The 16,530-nt window shown below is 66.9% G+C and carries 12 protein-coding genes; 1 reads left to right on the top strand and 11 read right to left on the bottom strand.

The window, feature by feature from the left end; all coding sequences use genetic code 11:
* Nucleotides 1-3: 3 nt before the first annotated feature.
* Nucleotides 4-1,602, bottom strand: a complete 1,599-nt coding sequence (gene abc-f, locus EV650_RS08070; RefSeq protein WP_134116876.1) for a ribosomal protection-like ABC-F family protein — start codon at nucleotides 1,600-1,602, stop codon at nucleotides 4-6.
* 106 nt (nucleotides 1,603-1,708) lie between these two features.
* On the opposite strand from abc-f, the gene ypfJ reads away from it, so the two are divergent.
* The gene (gene ypfJ / locus EV650_RS08075; RefSeq protein ID WP_134116879.1) at nucleotides 1,709-2,617 is read left to right on the top strand and encodes a KPN_02809 family neutral zinc metallopeptidase; all 909 of its coding nucleotides are present in this window, start codon (nucleotides 1,709-1,711) and stop codon (nucleotides 2,615-2,617) included.
* A gap of 68 nt (nucleotides 2,618-2,685) precedes the next feature.
* On the opposite strand, the gene EV650_RS08080 is transcribed toward ypfJ, so the two are convergent.
* The 10 genes from EV650_RS08080 to EV650_RS08125 form a co-directional block, all read right to left on the bottom strand.
* Nucleotides 2,686-7,725 carry a fibronectin type III domain-containing protein gene (locus tag EV650_RS08080; protein WP_134116881.1) on the bottom strand — a complete coding sequence of 1,680 codons (5,040 nt, stop codon included), beginning with the start codon at nucleotides 7,723-7,725 and terminating at the stop codon, nucleotides 2,686-2,688.
* A gap of 292 nt (nucleotides 7,726-8,017) precedes the next feature.
* Nucleotides 8,018-11,041 (bottom strand): hypothetical protein, encoded by a 3,024-nt coding sequence (locus EV650_RS08085; RefSeq protein WP_134116883.1) that lies wholly within the window; start codon nucleotides 11,039-11,041, stop codon nucleotides 8,018-8,020.
* A 21-nt stretch (nucleotides 11,042-11,062) separates the two neighbouring features.
* The gene (locus EV650_RS08090) at nucleotides 11,063-12,010 is read right to left on the bottom strand and encodes a hypothetical protein (protein WP_134116885.1); all 948 of its coding nucleotides are present in this window, start codon (nucleotides 12,008-12,010) and stop codon (nucleotides 11,063-11,065) included.
* Between the two features lie 108 nt (nucleotides 12,011-12,118).
* Complete coding sequence (locus EV650_RS08095; RefSeq protein ID WP_202874433.1) at nucleotides 12,119-12,754, bottom strand: hypothetical protein; 636 nt, start codon at nucleotides 12,752-12,754, stop codon at nucleotides 12,119-12,121.
* A gap of 20 nt (nucleotides 12,755-12,774) precedes the next feature.
* Nucleotides 12,775-13,527 carry a TadE/TadG family type IV pilus assembly protein gene (locus EV650_RS08100; RefSeq protein ID WP_202874434.1) on the bottom strand — a complete coding sequence of 251 codons (753 nt, stop codon included), beginning with the start codon at nucleotides 13,525-13,527 and terminating at the stop codon, nucleotides 12,775-12,777.
* Nucleotides 13,514-13,942, bottom strand: coding sequence for a TadE/TadG family type IV pilus assembly protein (locus EV650_RS08105; protein ID WP_134116887.1), 429 nt, complete (start codon nucleotides 13,940-13,942; stop codon nucleotides 13,514-13,516). Before EV650_RS08105 ends, EV650_RS08100 begins: the two co-directional genes overlap by 14 nt.
* An 8-nt stretch (nucleotides 13,943-13,950) precedes the next feature.
* Nucleotides 13,951-14,373, bottom strand: a complete 423-nt coding sequence (locus EV650_RS08110; RefSeq protein WP_134116889.1) for a TadE/TadG family type IV pilus assembly protein — start codon at nucleotides 14,371-14,373, stop codon at nucleotides 13,951-13,953.
* A 9-nt stretch (nucleotides 14,374-14,382) separates the two neighbouring features.
* The gene (locus tag EV650_RS08115) at nucleotides 14,383-14,604 is read right to left on the bottom strand and encodes a hypothetical protein (protein ID WP_134116891.1); all 222 of its coding nucleotides are present in this window, start codon (nucleotides 14,602-14,604) and stop codon (nucleotides 14,383-14,385) included.
* Nucleotides 14,605-14,716: 112 nt separating this feature from the next.
* Entirely contained in the window at nucleotides 14,717-15,625 is a 909-nt protein-coding gene (locus tag EV650_RS08120; RefSeq protein WP_134116893.1) for a type II secretion system F family protein, read from the bottom strand.
* Nucleotides 15,622-16,527 (bottom strand): type II secretion system F family protein, encoded by a 906-nt coding sequence (locus EV650_RS08125; protein ID WP_134116895.1) that lies wholly within the window; start codon nucleotides 16,525-16,527, stop codon nucleotides 15,622-15,624. The genes EV650_RS08120 and EV650_RS08125 overlap by 4 nt, the downstream gene beginning before the upstream one ends.
* Nucleotides 16,528-16,530: the final 3 nt, after the last annotated feature.

Raw genomic sequence — 16,530 nt, forward strand, 5'->3', positions numbered from 1 at the left:
TAATCAGGCGAGCGAGACCAGGTCGGCGTAGTCGGCGGACCAGAGGTCTTCGACGCCGTCCGGGAGCAGGACGACGCGCTCCGGTTCGAGGGCCTCGACTGCACCCTCGTCGTGGGTGACGAGGACGATCGCGCCGGTGTACGAGCGGATCGCGTTCAGCACCTCCGTGCGGGATGCCGGGTCCAGGTTGTTGGTCGGCTCGTCGAGCAGCAGGACGTTCGCCGCGGACACGACCAGCGTGGCCAGGGCGAGACGGGTCTTCTCGCCGCCGGACAGCACTCGCGCGGGCTTGTCGGCGTCGTCGCCGGTGAACAGGAACGAGCCGAGCACGCTGCGGGCCTGGGTCTCGTTCAGATCCGGAGCGGCGGTCTTCATGTTCTCCAGCACGGTCCGGTTCACGTCGAGCGTCTCGTGCTCCTGTGCGTAGTACCCGAGCTTGAGGCCGTGGCCGTCCATCACCTCGCCGGTGTCGGCCTTCTCGATCCCGCCGAGGATCCGCAGCAGGGTGGTCTTGCCGGCGCCGTTCAGCCCGAGTACGACGACCCGCGAGCCCTTGTCGATCGCGAGGTCGACGTCGGTGAAGATCTCCAGCGATCCGTACGACTTGGACAGCTCCCGCGCCATCAACGGCGTCTTCCCGCACTGAGCCGGGGTCGGGAACGAGATGCGCGCGACACGGTCGGCCTGGCGCTCGTCCTCGAGCGAGGACATCATCCGCTCGGCGCGGCGCAGCATCTGCTGGGCGGCGGCTGCCTTGGTCGCCTTGGCGCGCATCTTGTTCGCCTGGTCGACCAACTGGGTGGCCTTCTTCTCTGTGTTCGCCCGCTCACGTTTGCGACGCCGTTCGTCGGTCTCGCGCTGGTTCAGGTACGCCTTCCAGCCGACGTTGTAGACGTCGATCTCGGCCCGGTTCGCGTCCAGGTGGAAGACCCGAGTGACGGTCTCCTCGAGCAGGTTCACGTCGTGGCTGATCATGATCACGGCACCGGCGTACGACTTGAGGAAGTCGCGCAGCCAGATGATCGAGTCCGCGTCCAGGTGGTTGGTCGGCTCGTCGAGCAGCAGCGTCTCGGCCTGGGCGAACAGGATCCGGGCCAGCTCGACGCGACGGCGCTGACCACCGGACAGGGTCGCCAGCGGCTGGCCGAGTACGCGGTCCGGGAGACCGAGGTTGGCCGCGATACGAGCAGCCTCGGACTCGGCGGCGTACCCTCCGGCGGCATGCAGGTCGGCCTCGGCCCGCTCGTACCGGCGCATGCCCTTGGCACGAGTCTTCTCGTCCGCGCTGGCCATCGTCTTCTCGGCGCTACGCATCCGGCGTACGACGTCATCGAGACCGCGAGCCGACAGGATCCGGTCCTGGGCGAGTACTTCGAGATCGCCGGTGCGCGGGTCCTGCGGGAGGTAGCCGATCTCGCCCGACTTGGTCACCGAACCGCTGGCGGGCAGGCCCTCACCGGCCAGGATCTTGGTCAGCGTCGTCTTACCGGCGCCGTTGCGGCCGACCAGGCCGACCTTGTCGCCCGGGCCGACCCGGAACGACGCGGGCGCGAGCAACTGGCGGGCACCGACGCGAACCTCGAGATTGGAGACAGTGATCATCGGGGTGCGGGGGCGTCCTTACGCTGGGTTACTGGGCATGACTCTGGGCAGGAGGCGGTGTCGCGTCACGCCGAAATCTCCCGCCCTCAGGTCTAGTGTATGTGGCGTGAAATTCAACCCGGATGCGGATCTCGACACCAGTGGCGTCGAGGACACCCGCGGCAGTGGCGGCGGCGGCCGCGGCGGTGGGCTACCGACCGGGATGATCCCGGTCGGCGGCGGCATCGGCGGCATCATCCTGCTGGTCGTGATCGTGCTCCTGTCCGGCGGCCTGCCAGGCGGAGGTGGCAGCGCCGACGAACCGGTCACGCAGAACACAGCAGCCGGCAACCTCGACTCCTGCAAGAAGGGCTCGGACCTCCAGTCGAATTCCGACTGCCGGTTCGTCTTCTACCAGAACTCGATCGAGAGCTTCTGGTCGGCGGAGCTCGCCCGGCGCGGGAAGAAGTACACGCGGGCACCCATGCGGGTCTTCGACGGCTCGGTGAACACGGGCTGCGGTCCGGCCACCAGCGCGGTCGGTCCGTTCTACTGCCCGCCGGACAAGCGGGTCTACCTGGACCTCGGGTTCTTCAAGACGCTGCAGACGGACCTGGGCGCGCGCGGCGGTGAGTTCGCCGAGGCGTACGTCGTCGCGCACGAGTACGGGCATCACATCCAGAACCTGTACGGCATCCTCGACCGGATCAAGACCCGCAACGGCCCGACCTCGGACTCGGTCCGCTCCGAACTCCAGGCCGACTGCCTGGCCGGAATCTGGACCAACCACGCCACCACGGTCCCCGGCAAGAACGGCCAGCCGCTCATCACCGAACTCTCCGACGACGACATCGCCCGCGGCCTCGACGCCGCCGCATCTGTCGGCGACGACCGCATCCAGCAGAAGACCCAGGGCCAGGTAACCCCCGAGTCCTTCAGCCACGGCACCGCCGACCAACGAATGAAGTGGTTCAAAACCGGCATGGACTCCGGCGACATGACCGCCTGCGACACCTGGTCCGCCAACCCCCTCTGACCGAACGAAAAAACCGCCCCACACCTCAACAGGTGCGGGGCGGTTCTGTGTCTAACAGACCGTACGAACTACCCGATCCGCTGCCCCATCGGATGCCGCGGCTGCGTCGGCTCGACGAAGGACCGCCCCGGTGTCCACGCAACCACACTTCCGTCCCGCGCCATGCTCGTTCCTGACACACCGGTGGTTGCCCAGATGCCCAGATCCTGAATTTCCGTGCGAACTCCAGTGGTCAGATTGCGCACCACGAACTTCATCGGCGATGGTGGTGGGTCCTCCTCGACCGGACCAGGACCATAGGCCACGATCTTGCCATCGTCGCTGATCGCCAGCGGCAGACCAGGGTGGTCCCAGAGATATCCGCGCTCGATCATGTCTGCTTCCGTGACCACCCCCGTTCCAACCCGTTTGACGACAGTGGCCGCCTCCGTAGGATTCGGCCATCCAACTACTACCGTGCCGACGAAGTACTGGAGATTCCTGCTGAACTCGGCACCGAACGGCAGTCCACCCTGCTTGAAGTAAGGCATGGTGAACTGTCCGGTCGAGGCGTTGTAAAAGACGTACGTATTGTTTGCGTTGAAGTACGGGCTCTGGTTGTTGTTAACGCCCATGTCGTAAACGACGGTGTTGCCATCGCCGGCCAAGGCAACAAAGTAGGCGGCGTCGCAGACGGTGGTCGACGTACACATATCGATCCGTGTCGCTGCGCCACCCTGCACTACGCGGAACACCTTTTTGTTCGAATGCTGCGGGTCTGACGGATTGTCCCCCGCAGTACCGAGCGCTACGACGTTTCCGGCTGCGGAAAGATCCATCCTCAGAATTCTTTCGGGAACTCCGGTGTCCGCAGACCACACTCTCTGTGTGGCGAAGTCATAGACCAGGACACGACGGGCTGGACCGTCGGAGTCGACGACGTAGGCGATCGACCTCCCATCTGACGAGCTCGCCGAGTCCAGCTCGGGTCCGGCTGCGGGCGACGTGGCGAGGATCTGCGGCGTTTTGCCGTCTGGCTGCCTCGAGGCCAGTTCGATCTGCCCCGTGGCGAGGTCGCGGCGGACCAGGTAGAAGTTGCCGTCCTGCGGAATGCCGGGCGGGGCGACCTCGTCCGGCCTGATGCTCAGCGGGAAGAACGCATAGCGACCGTCATCCGAGAGTTCCACCGGGATCGAGTTTGTCGTACCGGCCATACCCCGCATCAGGTCGTTTGCCCCAGGGTTGTCCAGCAGCGGAGTACCCACCACGACCGGATCGGAGGTGGCGGGATCACTCTGGCCCGCGCTGGTTACTGCGTAGACACTGACCACATAGTTCACGCCCGCACGCAGGCCGCCGATCACCGCGCTCAGAGTCGAGCCCGGGGCGGTATGGGTCCCGGAGTCGGGCGCCGTGGTCAGGACGTAGTGATCGATCGGGTTACCGCCCGACTGTTCAGGCTCTCGCCAGGTGACGTTGGCAGCGAGATTTCCAGGGCTGACTGCCACGTCTCTTGGCGCGGACGGCGCATGCGGACCGACGTAGATCGCAGCCTCAGCGTGGAGATCAGGCCGGGTCGCATCCCCTGGAACGGCCGCCTTGATCTTCACCAACCCGTCCTGGACAGCTGTGTAGACGCCGTCCGCGCCGATGGTGCCCGGGCCCTGTTCAACGCTCCAGGTCGCCGGGGCGTCTGGATAGCCATAGACATGACTGTTCAGGTCTACGTGTTCACCGACTGCGAGTTGGGTGCTCGGCGGATCGATCAAGACGTTGCGAATCGGGCCGCCGGAATCCCAGACCGGCTTCTCCCAGCGAAACAGCTCCGGCGCTTCCCAGTGCACCAGGTTCTTCGTGAAGAGGTCCACAGTGAGACCTGCACCCAACTCGACTCCGAGGTACACACCTATGAACGGATCTTTATCGGTGTCTGCCTCGGCGCGGAGATACGGCTTGGCGGTCAGGAACGGCCCAGTCGACCCGTAGAACCTCAGCGCCAGGTCCGGTTCCAGCGCGAGCGTCTCCTCGACGTTCCCGAACGGAATCGCCTCGGGCTGCGAGCTCAACGCCTGCTCGCCGAACGGCGCCGGAACGACATGACCGTCCCGCCACTGGAGGTCCACACCGAACTGCCCTGAGGTCCGCGCTATGACCCTTGCCCCGGCGCGGCCGTCGGTCGTCAGGACCAGATAGAGATCGACACCCGGGCAGATCTCCACGGGCACCCTGCCGATCGGCACCGTCACACAGCCGCCGGAGAGGTGACCGATTGGGATTCGGCGCTCGGTCTCCTTCTTGAAGATCTCCGCGTCGAACCGATACTCAACGTCGGTGTCGGCCTTGATCGTGAAAGCGCTGACGTACTGGCTGCCGTCTCGGTGGCTATAGGCCTGCCACTCAGGATCGAGCTCACCCGACGCCTCCAGGTGGACGTTGGGGTCGACGTCGCCCGCGAACTCGAAGACCATCTTTCCGTCGTGCAGACCGAAGGTCGGATCGACTGTGCCGGCCTTGCCAGCGCGCGAGCGCGGCGCTCCCTGAACCAGCGTCTTGCCCTTGATCGTCGGATGCCGGAGGGTAACGCCAGGCAGTTGCTGCTCGAACTGCATGCCGTCCGAGTCCTTCAGCTTGATGTTGCGCGCCAGCGCACCGTCGGACAGTACTTGCTCCAACGAAGCATCCTCGGTCTGGAACACCAGAACACTGCCTCCGCTATCCACCCGCAGCACCTTGCGCAGCAATCCCTCAGGCGTCGCCGCACTCGACGTCGCCACGACGATGTCGCCGGCTTGAACAGCACTGAGCTGCGCGTTCGGGCTCACGACGGAGATGCTCGTCGTTCCCACGTTTGCTATCCGGCTCATCGAATCGGCACTCAGCACAACTGGCGCCTGCTGCACTTCCACCGTTGGCTTGATCGGTTGCGATGCGGCTGTCGGCTGACTGACGCCATGAGTGTTCAGGGCTGCGACTGCGAAGGTGTACTCCGTCTGCTGGTCAAGCCCATCGACAACCACCGATGGAGATGGGGTATCGATGACGCGCCCGCCGGGATTGACCGTGACGCGATACCCGCTGATCGGCGCTGAACCAGTGTCCACGGGAGCTTCCCACGCCACCGTGACCGAGCCGTTGTCGGTGACAGACGCCTGCAGGTCGGTTGGTATCTCAGGAACTCGGGCTGCAGCCGGCGTACCAGATCCCTGCGCCCATTCGCCGCTGCCGGCCTTGTTTCTCGCACGGACCGTAACGGTGTATGCCGTCCCGTTGTCCAACCCGGTGAACCCGGTGACCGTCGTTCCGGCCGGGATCACGATCCGGTGGTCGCCTGGCTCAGCGACAACCTCATAGTCGATGATGTCGGCGCCGCCATCCGCAGGCTGAACCCACTGAATGTCCAACCGAGCATCCAACTGGAAGATCGAGAGCGCGACCGGCACCAAGGGAACCTCAGCCGGAGTCGGGGTAACGGCTGACGGCGCAGAAGACGTCGTGCCGTTCGCGTTGGTCGCACTCACAACCACCTTGTAGAGCTGGCCGTTGGTCAGGCCCGTCAGGTTCGCCGTTCGCTCATCCCCTGGCACCGTCACAGTGGTGGTCGCCGGAATCGTCGTGACGCGATAGTCGACTACCTGATCGACCGCGCCCTCCGGGGCCGTCCAAGTCACCACAGCTGAACTGTCCCGCCCGAGTGTGCTGGTGATGAATGGCGGGCCAGGCGGTGCGGGCACGGCGGGCTTGATCGGCTGCGAGGCCGCAGAGTAGTCCGACATAGCTGCTGCCGTTTTCGTGCGTACCTGGAACGTGTACGACGTGCCGTTCGTGAGTCCCTGCACGACGACCGAGGTGCTCGTGCTCGACACGATCTGACCGCCAGGTGTCGTCACGACGTCGTACCCAGAGATCGCGAGATCGCCCGAGTCTGCGGGCGGATCCCAGCGAACTTCGACCGCTTGGTCGCGCGCCCCTCCAGTCACGTTGGTGGGTGGATTCGGCTTGCCCGGCGCTACGGCGTACGCCTGGATGTCGACGTACATGCGGACGCCAGCGTTTGTGCCGTTGACGATGCTGACTGTTCCGGTAGGACTGACGCGAGCCCACATCAGGTTGTAGGAGAGCGTGTTGCCGGACGGCGGGGCGACGTCCGTCACCGCGGTCGGCCGGGTCTCGTTCCCCGGATAGGTCACGACCTCCCCGCTGGTGGTCGAGCCGTACGCCGTCACTCGGAGCGCGGCGAACGCAACGCCGCTGGCCGGGAGACCGGCCTTGCCGAAGAGCTGGAGAGTCTGAACGCCCCCGACAGGCACCAAGGCCGCGGATCCGGTGTCCAACAGACGCTGCTGAGCAACAGGCACGACTCGCAGTGAGACCGCCGCGGGGTTGGTCGCGGCGGTGAAGTAGCCGACAACGTCCACGGTGTAATGGGTCGTACCCGACGCGACATTGAAGAGCGTCAGGCTGCCGGTGCTCGAAAGCTGGACAACGGCGCTGTTCGTGTACGGCTTCCCGGCCGCGAAGTTGCCGTGGTACGCGCTCGGTCGTGTGCTGCCACCCGGGTACATCGTCCAGCCGCCTGCGGCTGTGGGCGACCACGCAGTGACGTTGACGACGGCAGCAGTGATGTTCGCTGCTGCCGGCAGACCGCCCTTGGATGCGATGGCAACGGTGATCGCGGAGTTGGCCGGCACCGGCGTGTTGGTCGTGACGCCGATCTTGTTCCTCGTGTCGATGACCCGCGACTGCTTCAGTGGGACGAAACGGTTACCCGACGTCTGCGACGATGCGTCGGTGTAGTAGCCAGTGACATCGGCAAGGATCCGGACTGTTCCGGCACTGCCATTCTTGAAGCTGACTTGACCTGCCGCGCTCAGTCGAACGGTCGATGCCGATGAGGTAAATCCACTGCTCGCGTAGAAGTAGAAGTTGGGTGCGGCTGGGACCGTCTCCCCCGCCGGCCAGGCGAACAGAGACCCGGTAGCCGTCGGCGAGATAGTGATGATGTTGGCCTGGATCGCGCTGACGCCGGAGGCAGGAACTCCGTTGCGGCCGGTGAACTGAACTGTCACCGTGCCCTGAGCGGGCACCGGTGTGGTCGTCGGCACCCCGATATGCGTTCCGGTGTCGAGCATTCTCTGTGGCGGGGACAATGGTACGTACTGACCCGGCCCGGTGCTGGGCACAGTGGCGGCGGACGCAGCATTCCGGCTTTGTCCGGCCGAGCCTGCATCAGCAGGCGGAGCAACCACATTCGCAATACCCAGAACTAGGCATAGCGACAGAAATATTCGTGCAAATGAATGCACTGAAACCCCCAGCTAGAAGCGGCCCCCGGAGCAGGCACACTCTAGCAACGCGCGGGCACGCTCCGCTGTCGAATTGCAGCTTGTTGCAACTGCAATCCGACAGCCGGAGTGATACCCGTCAGGCGACCTGGGCGGGGCGGTGGTAGCCGGGGAGGAGTTCGTCGACGAGGGCGTCGGTCTCGGCCTCGGGGCCGCGGGGGGCGCCGTGTTTGGTGAGGGCGGCGTACAGCTGGCTGGCCACGTTGGTGACGTCGGCGGTGGTGCCGAAGTGAGCGGCCAGGCGGAGGGTGGCTCGCCACAGTTCCTCGGAGGCCGGCGAGAAGCTGAGGCCGGTCTGGAGGGCTGTGCGGGCCAGGTTGCCGTCGTTGTGGCTGAGCGATGCCTCGGCGAGTCGCAGTGAGGCGTCGACGACGGCTTCCACCATCCGGCGTTCGATCCCGGACGCGGCGAGCCACGAGTAGCGGCCGCCGGGCAGGTTCGACCAGGCGGGGCCGTGGACCAGGCCGAGCGCCGTCGAGAGCGGACCACGCGGGTCGTCCACCATCGTCGCCTGCTTGGCCAAGGTCCGGAACACGTCCCAGTCGACCCGGACGACACTGCGGTTCAGCATCCAGCGACCGGACTCATCGGCGTACATCGCATCGACACCCACCCAGCGGCGGGTGTGGTCCAGCGCGGCGTCGCGCAGTTCCTCGCTGATGCCACGGGGCCAGATCGCACCGGCGAGCACGTTCGGGTGTACGCCGTAGTCCTGGCTGGCCAGGAACGCGATGATCTCCGTCGACAGGCTGACCCGGCCTTCGTCGATCACGCCGCGAGCGTCCACCTCGACCGGACCGAGCAGGTCGACCTCGACCGGCGCCGGCTGGCTGAGATCGGTGGTCGAGAACTCGTACGCCGGCATGTCCTGCTCGGACCGGCGCTTGTCCCGGGCATCCGCCTCGGCCGCGTCGAACAGCGACACGAGGTCGGCGAACTGCTCCGGGTTGACGCTGTGCGCGTCGACCTCGAGCCCGAGCAGCCGGCAGACGGCCTGGTTCTTCTCGTCCACGACGAACCGCCACGGCGAGTTGATCACGTCGCCGACCACGACGACCGCGATGCTGCGCTTGGCGTCCGCGGCCAGCCGGTTCAGCTGGTCCTGCTCCTCCGGCGACGGCGGAGCGGACACGAAGATGATCTGCGCGCCCCACAGCGCCGCGTCCGGGTGCGTCATCCGGGCCTCGGCGACCGAGCCGGCGTTCCGCCGCTGGCACGCCTGCACCTGCGCCTCGGTACGCCGGGCAACCTCGCCCATCGCGTCGTCGAGACGGACCCAGTAGCTGAGCCGTGCCGGTGCCAGCGACGACAGATCGTCGCCGAACCCGACCATGCTGATGTGCGCGCCTTCGGACCACAGGTTGGTCGCGAGCTCGACAGCGAGCGAACCGACCACGTCGCGGGACGCGTTGGTCACGCCGCCGAAGGCAACGATCCCGTTCGCGGTATCGAGGTCGATGAGCACCGTGGCGCCGTCCGCGTTCTGGCCGACCGTGACCAGCGTCGGGTACGGCGCGGGTGCGTTGACCTCACCGCTCGGGCCGTACGCACGGCGCAGCGTCCAACGGGTGCCTTCGGCAATCGCCTGCCACGGACCGGGCGGCGCGGGCTGCGCCTCGTACGGGTCGAGGACCAGCGTCAGCGCCCGGTCGGTCACCAGCGCGGCGACGACCTTCGGCATCGGCCGCTGCAGCTCGGTCATGTCCGAGCCGAGCTTGCGCAGCGAGTTGTCGACGAACTCCGCGGTCGGGATGTCCGACGCGAGCCGCAGACCGACCTCGGTCTGCCGGTGACCGGCAGCCTTCGGGCCAGGACCCTGCGCCCAGCCGCGGCGCCGCTTCAGCGCCAGCGCCAGGCCGGCGGCGAGCAGTGCCGCACCGAAGCCGTAGATACCGGCCTGCTGCAGGTTGATCCCGCCGTCGTCGGCCGCAACCGGCGTCGCGTCGGGCACCTGGATGCCGCCGCCGGCCGGCTCGCCGTGCTCGGACTGCCCGGTCCCCGGAACGTGCGGCTCGACCGTGACGCCCGGCTCCCCCGGCTTCACGTTCTTCGCGCCCGGGTCGTTCGTCGCACTACCGATGACCACGGACGAGCCCGGCTCGATGCCCTGCTCGGAGTACCGGGTCGGAGCACTGGTCTTGGTCTCGGTCTTCCCGCCGGCCTTCGTCTCGGTCTTCGTGGTCGACTTGACCGTCGGCTTGACGGCCGTCCTGGTCTCGGTGGTGGTCTTCGTGCTGACGGTGGTCTTGGAGGTGACCGTCTTGCCGTGGTCGTCGATGTTCACCCGGACCGTGTGCACGCCCGGACCCTTGGCATCACCCGGCAACCGCACCTGCCAGCCCGGCAGGATCAGATCCGGGTTGGTCAGCCGGCGGCCGTCCGGCTGCAGCTTGTCCTTGTTGAGGTCGTAGATCTCCTTGTACCGGCGGCCTTCACCGAGGTACCGCTCGGCGATGTCCCACAGACAGTCGTAGTTGCGGCCGTGCGGCGGACGGACCTCGGTGTACTTGATGACCTGACCGGTGTGGTCGTGGTTCGTCCGTACGCCGGTCGTCGTCTTGTTGCCGGCGAGCACCTTGCTGGCGGGCTCGGTCTGACGGAACTGCGAGGTGGAGCTCTGCTCGTGGCCCTGGGTCGCGGTGATCGCGGTCGGCGCACCCGGGCCGGTCGTCGTAACAGCGCTGGCGACCGGCAGGCTGACGCCGGCACCGGCCGCGATCAGTACGACGGTGCCGATCAGCCGGCGCGCGACGGTCTGCGAACCGCCGCCGAACGGGATCCGTGGGGACAACCCGTGGCCGCGGATCTCCGCGACCGCCTCAGCGATCAGGCAGACGACGAAGTGCAGCCAGGCGAGCCAGATGAAGAACGCGATGATGCCGAGGACGGTCCGGATGCTCAGCTCGCTGAACAGCATGCTGCTGGTCGGCATCTTGTCCGGCCACGGCGTACCGAAGAACCGCAGCAGGATGTACGGGACGCCGCCGACGATCGCGAGAATCGCAAGCAGCGCGACGAACCCCTTCAACCGGTCCGCGCCCGGACTCCCCGCCCGGCGCTGCGGCAACCGCGCCGCCTGCACCGGCTCATTCGTCCTTACCATCGCTCCTCCATACCCCCACCGTCAGCCACCAATGGCCTGAGCTTCCTGTACAGGAAGACGCTGTACCGCCGTCACGTTCGCCTTGCCGATCGAGTGCCAGCCGCCCGCACCCTTACCGACCCAGTAGAAAACTTCCCACGTCAGGGTGAGCTTCACCGTGTACATGTCGTCCGGCTGGGTCGCGCTGGATCGCTGGTACACGTGCTTGCACGTGTTCATCTGGTGGAACGGGTCCTGCGTTTCGTCGTACCCATCCGGATCGTCCTCCGGCGTGACACCCATCAGGCACTTGAACGGCTTGGACCCGTCACCGGGATCGACCGTCATCTCGGAGATCTGGCCGCGCATTGTCAGGTTGTGGTGCGGATTTACGTAACCGCTGAGCTCTCCCGGGTTGTTCGGGTCGGCCCCTGCCTTCGAGCTCTCCGGAGTCAGGGAGAAGAAGGCAGGCACATTGACCCGGGGCGTAAACGTCGGCATCACCACCAGCGCCGGTGGCGGGTAGTTGCTCTTGAACGGATACCAGAACGGCTCCATGTAATTCGGGAACGGGCACTGCGCCTCTTCCACCGGCCCCACCGGGACATAGGCGCGCTCGAGGTGGGCGTCGTGACCACCGTCGTACGTGTCGAGCTTGTAGTCGGTGATCGTGATGCGCATCACCCACTTCTTGCCGTCCGGCGCCTTCGGTAGCCGGATGCCGTTGGGGATGTCGAAGTCACGGCACGGAATGAAGGGCTTGCCACCCAGTCGCTCCCGCCACGTCGGTGGCGGCTTGTTGCTGCCGTTCGGCACATAGGCCGCACCGTTGCTGCAGTACGCACCGAAGCCCACCGAGTTGACATACATGCTGCACACCGACGTGCCGGTCTGGATGGTGTCCGCGGAGGCCGTCGAGACCGGACCGACCGTGAGCAGCGCGAGCACCGCGCTCAGGACGAGCAATGTGCGGCCTACTCGGTTGTGCATCCTCACTCCCCAGACTCGTCTTCCGGCAGATTATCTTCGACCAGGGGCATCATGCCCGTTGCCCAGTGCCCCGTCACCTATTCGGAATATGAATTCGAATCTTCCGGACTAGGCCGGATAGTGCACGCTCGCGCAGTTCACGCCTGCCGTGGTGGCCAGCCGGTACGGCAGCCAGCCGATCCCGGTCTTGATCATCTCGATCACCTCCGGCATGCCCTTCGGCGCGACGACGCTCCAGTTCCGCGCCTTCGGATCCCAGTACTGCGTGCTCTGCGAGCGACACGTCTGTACCGCGACGGTGCCGTCCGCGGTCTGCTTCGCACCGACCACAACCACGCTGCCCGGCGGTTTCATCACCCAGCCGTTGCGCTGAGCGTCCTGGATCTCCTCCGACACGTCGGCGTAAAAGAACGACGGGAACTTCTTCTTGAGGATTGTGTCGTCCTTCGACACCAGCGCCTGGAAGTAGAGCGGGTAGCTGGTCACGAGGCCTTGGACGGCGTCGTTCGACGCGAAGTTCCCGGCCTGGATGATGATTTGTCCCCTCGGCGCCGTAGTCGGCTTGGCGCTGGTGGCCGGCTGCGTCGGGGTGGTGGGCTCGGACGACTGCGACGGCGTGCTGGACGTCGCCGTACCGGATCCACCGGCTGGGACCGGGAGGCCGCCGTCGTTCGAGTCTTTGCTGCATGCGGTCAGCAGCAGGGCACTTGCCAGTACGGCGGCCGGGAGGGCAAACCTACGCACGAAGAACAATCCTCCGGTGTCTAGCCGCTCGGCGGCGAACTCGGGCCTGATGGCGTGTCGGTGGGTGGTGTGCCGGTCGGCGGGGTCCCTGACGGGTCGGGTGTCGGTGTCACGTTCGGCGAGCAGGTCGGGGGGAACGGGAACGGCGACAGGGTCCAGGTCGGGGTTGGTGAGCCGACCGTCCACGTCGGGCAGGGCAGATCGATCGTGGGCGGCTGCGCGGTTGTGATCGGCGCGCCGGGGCCGTCCGTGGTCGAGTTGACCACGATCGGGGGGATGGTTGGGCTGTCGGCGTTCTTCTCAACACCCTGCTCCGCGTGGGCCTGGCCGGTGCCGCTGGCCTTCAGGGCGGTTTTGCCGATCAGGCCTAGGAACGTGGTTTTGTTGGAGATGTCGACTTTGATGTCGACCTCTTTGTCGGTCAGCGTGGTCGGGCCGCAGGACGTGACGGCCGGGTCGTTGGTGCGGACCTGGGCGCAGAACCCGGAGATCGCAACGGCCGCCTTGGCGGTGTCGATCTTCGCCTCGGCGACGTTCAGCTGGATCGCGGCGGCGCCGACGCGGGCCGCCTCCTGGGCGTAGCCGACCGCACGTGAGCGGGCGCCCAGCTGGCGGCCGCCGTCGATCACCAGGCCGGCCAGGGTAAAGATCATTACGGCGAGGATCGCGACCGCGGGACTGAGCGCACCGCGCGCGAACAGCCGGTGGTTGCCTGGGGCATCGATCCGGAAGAACTCGACAACCTTGGACCGGTGGCGCTCAGGAGCCGTCACTGTGCACCCCCCGGTACGGGTCGAGGGACGAGGTGAAGCGTTTGGTGATGGTGGTGTCGCCGCCGAGGCCGAGCAGACCGAGGTCGCGGTAGTTGATCGTGCAGGTGACCTCGACCGACAACGGCGAGCCGGCAACGAAACCCGTGGTGATGGAGCCGGTGGCGGTCGTCTTGCAGGACTTGATCGCCTGGCTCATCGTGCTGGTGACGGCCTGGTCGACGCGGGTCTGTGCGTCGGGCAACGAACGCGCCTGGCTCGCGCTGCGGGCGCCGTCGCGGGCCGCACTCTCCAGCAGCGAAGACGTCTGGAAGTACCGGCCGCAGGCGAGCAGGAACATGAACAGCAGAAGCAGCACCGGGGCAAGGATCACCATCTCCAGCGCCATCGTCCCGCGCTGCCCGCGCCTCCGCTTCATCCCCACACTCACTTGTCGGCTTCGAACTGTTCGATCGGCCCGGTAGCGGTCCGGCTCACCTTCAGCGTCAGGCCGGGCACCAGCGAGACGGTGTCACCGGTGACCGTGAACGAGACCATGCCTTCCGGGCTGTTGTACGACGGGAACGGCACGTTCGCATGCTGCAGCGTCGTACCGCCCACCTGCTCGGCGTACGACTGGATGTCCGCCCGGACCTTCTCCCCCACTGCTGTGGAGTAGACCGGCGGCTGCACCAGCCGAAGTCGCGAAACGCCTTCCTGCGCAGCGTTCAGCGCGACAGAACGCCCGTACAGCCACAGGGCGGTCTGAATCGACAGGAAGATCAGCGTGAGGATCGCCGGCGCCAGAATGGCCAGCTCAAGCGTGCTGACCCCGCGCTCCGACCGTCTCCGCTTGCGCCCCAGCCGCATAGGTCTACGTCAGCTGCCCTGGTCGATGTCTGCGGTGTGCTTGCTGATGACGCGCTTCACCACCACGCCGATCGCCAGCGCGGCGACGACCAGGATCCCCGAGATGATCGCCCACTCGAGTGCGGAGGCGCCCATCTCGGTGTGCCCCTGCCGCGCCCGGGCCCGCTGGGCCTGCGCCCGTGCGAGCGCGTAGCGGGCCATGGTCCGCCAGAACATCAACTCCGAGGTCATCCGATTGCCTTCCAGATCATGAGGCCAAAGCAGGCCTCAGTATGCCCTGTACGACGGACTGAACCGCCGCGTGGATCCCCGCAAACAAATACCGTCCTCATCACTGTTCGACCTAACTTCCGAGGATGGCCACGCCGGCCGGAAAGGCCAGGAACAGGAAGAACGCCGAGATCATGACGAGCTGCGCGACCAGCATCGACTGAGAGCGCTCACCCGCCTTGCCTTCCACGTCGGCCAGCTCCTTGCGCCGCAGCGATGCCGCCCTAGCCAGCAGCGACGACCGGATCTTCGCGCCCTCGTCGCCGGCCAGTGCCAGCGCCGATGCCAGGTCGCGCAGTTCCTCGACGCCGAGGTCCTCGCCGAGCAGTGCCATCGCGTCCCACGGTGTGATGCCGATCAGCCGCGCGTTCGCCAGTGCCTGCCGGATCCGGGCCATCGCCCAGTGCTCGCCGATCGTGGACGCGGTCATCAGCGCCTCGGGCAGACCGCGGCCGCCGGCGAGGTTCATCGCAACCAGGTCGAGGAAGCTGCCAACCACGTGCCGGAAGTCGCGCCGCCGCTTCTCTGCCTCCTGCCGCAAGGCCAGGTCCGGCAGGAAGAACGCCAGCGTCATGAAGGCCAGCGTCACGATCGCCGGCGCCGCCCCGGGCGCGGTGAACCCGATCGCGGAGAACAGGAACAGCACGATCGGGATCAGGACCAGCGCGCCGAGGGCGAAGAACACCTTGGTCGCGAGCATCGCGGCGAACGGCTGGTTCATCACCGCGAGATCGCGGCGGAGCTTGCCGAACGCCCAACCGCGCGCGTTCGCCTCGAGCTCGAGCCGCCGGCCGAGCGTCTCCCGAGCTCGGTCCACGCCGCCGAGCACGCGTTCGCCGGCGGCGCTGGTGGTGTAGCCGCCGCGCCCGGCGTCGATCCGCGCGATCGTCGACAACACGTTCGCCCGCGGCTTGATGAAGATCCGCACCGCGACGTACACGCCGAGGCCGGCCAGGCCGCCGCAGATGAAGGCCCACGTCATCCGCTCACCACCTCCATCCGCTGGTCACCCTGCCGATTCGCCGACCGGTCGTTGGTCATGCCGATCAGGAACCGCTCCGGTACCTCGATCTTGGCCAGCCGCCGCAGCCACAGCAGTCCGAGTGCGTAGAGCCCGATCACCAGGGTCAGCACGACCTGACCGATGAAGCTCCGGTACGGCAGCATGTACGTCGGATTGAACAGCACCAGCCCGGCCGCCATGATCAGCGTGATCGCGACGACCACCTGCACGCTGCGTCGGGTCGACCGACGTTCCGCCGCGACCTTCCGCCGTACGTCGAGCTCCTCGCGGGCCGAATCGGCGAGCGCGCTCAGCACCTCGCGCAGACCGGGTCCGCGGAGCCGGGCGTTCAGCACCAGGGCCGCGACGATCAGGTCGGCGGACGGGTCGTTCAGGTCGTCGGCGAACCGCATCAGGGCCGAAGGCAACGGTTCGCGGATCCGCAGCCGGTCGACCAGCAGGTTCAGGCTGGGCTTGATCGCCGGCGCCGCGTTCACCGCGGTCGCCGGGATCGCCTGCTCCAGACCGACCGCGCCGGCGATCGTGTCGCGCAGCGCCTCGGTCCAGGTGGCCAGTGCGTCCAGCCGGTCGATCGCGCGGCGTTCCTCGCCGGTGCCGCCGAAGAACCGGTCCGCCATCGCGGCCAGCAGGCCGAGCGCGATCGCGAGCACCAGCCAGCGGGTCACCACCAGGACGATCAGGCCGACGGCGATACCCGCGCCGAGCCGGATCAGGTTCTTGCGGTTCTCGGCGCTGCGGTTGCGGAACAGCGAGGGCGTCTCGTCCTTCGGCTCGGTGCCGCGGATCGCGACGATCAGCAGCATCACCGCGCCCCCGACCACCGCCCCGCAGATGAGCGCCCCCAGAGTCCTGTCGTTCATCGC

It is taken from the genome of Kribbella kalugense, from assembly GCF_004365875.1.
Lineage (GTDB): Bacteria > Actinomycetota > Actinomycetes > Propionibacteriales > Kribbellaceae > Kribbella > Kribbella kalugense.

What these genes read in the sequence shown, in the direction of transcription:
- abc-f (WP_134116876.1), bottom strand. Translation starts at nt 1,602, where the DNA reads ATGATCACTGTCTCCAATCTCGAGGTTCGCGTCGGTGCCCGCCAGTTG.
- EV650_RS08080 (WP_134116881.1), bottom strand. Translation starts at nt 7,725, where the DNA reads ATGCTCGACACCGGAACGCATATCGGGGTGCCGACGACCACACCGGTG.
- EV650_RS08085 (WP_134116883.1), bottom strand. Translation starts at nt 11,041, where the DNA reads ATGGTAAGGACGAATGAGCCGGTGCAGGCGGCGCGGTTGCCGCAGCGC.
- EV650_RS08090 (WP_134116885.1), bottom strand. Translation starts at nt 12,010, where the DNA reads ATGCACAACCGAGTAGGCCGCACATTGCTCGTCCTGAGCGCGGTGCTC.
- EV650_RS08105 (WP_134116887.1), bottom strand. Translation starts at nt 13,942, where the DNA reads ATGAAGCGGAGGCGCGGGCAGCGCGGGACGATGGCGCTGGAGATGGTG.
- EV650_RS08110 (WP_134116889.1), bottom strand. Translation starts at nt 14,373, where the DNA reads ATGCGGCTGGGGCGCAAGCGGAGACGGTCGGAGCGCGGGGTCAGCACG.
- EV650_RS08115 (WP_134116891.1), bottom strand. Translation starts at nt 14,604, where the DNA reads ATGACCTCGGAGTTGATGTTCTGGCGGACCATGGCCCGCTACGCGCTC.
- EV650_RS08120 (WP_134116893.1), bottom strand. Translation starts at nt 15,625, where the DNA reads ATGACGTGGGCCTTCATCTGCGGCGGCCTGGCCGGCCTCGGCGTGTAC.
- EV650_RS08125 (WP_134116895.1), bottom strand. Translation starts at nt 16,527, where the DNA reads ATGAACGACAGGACTCTGGGGGCGCTCATCTGCGGGGCGGTGGTCGGG.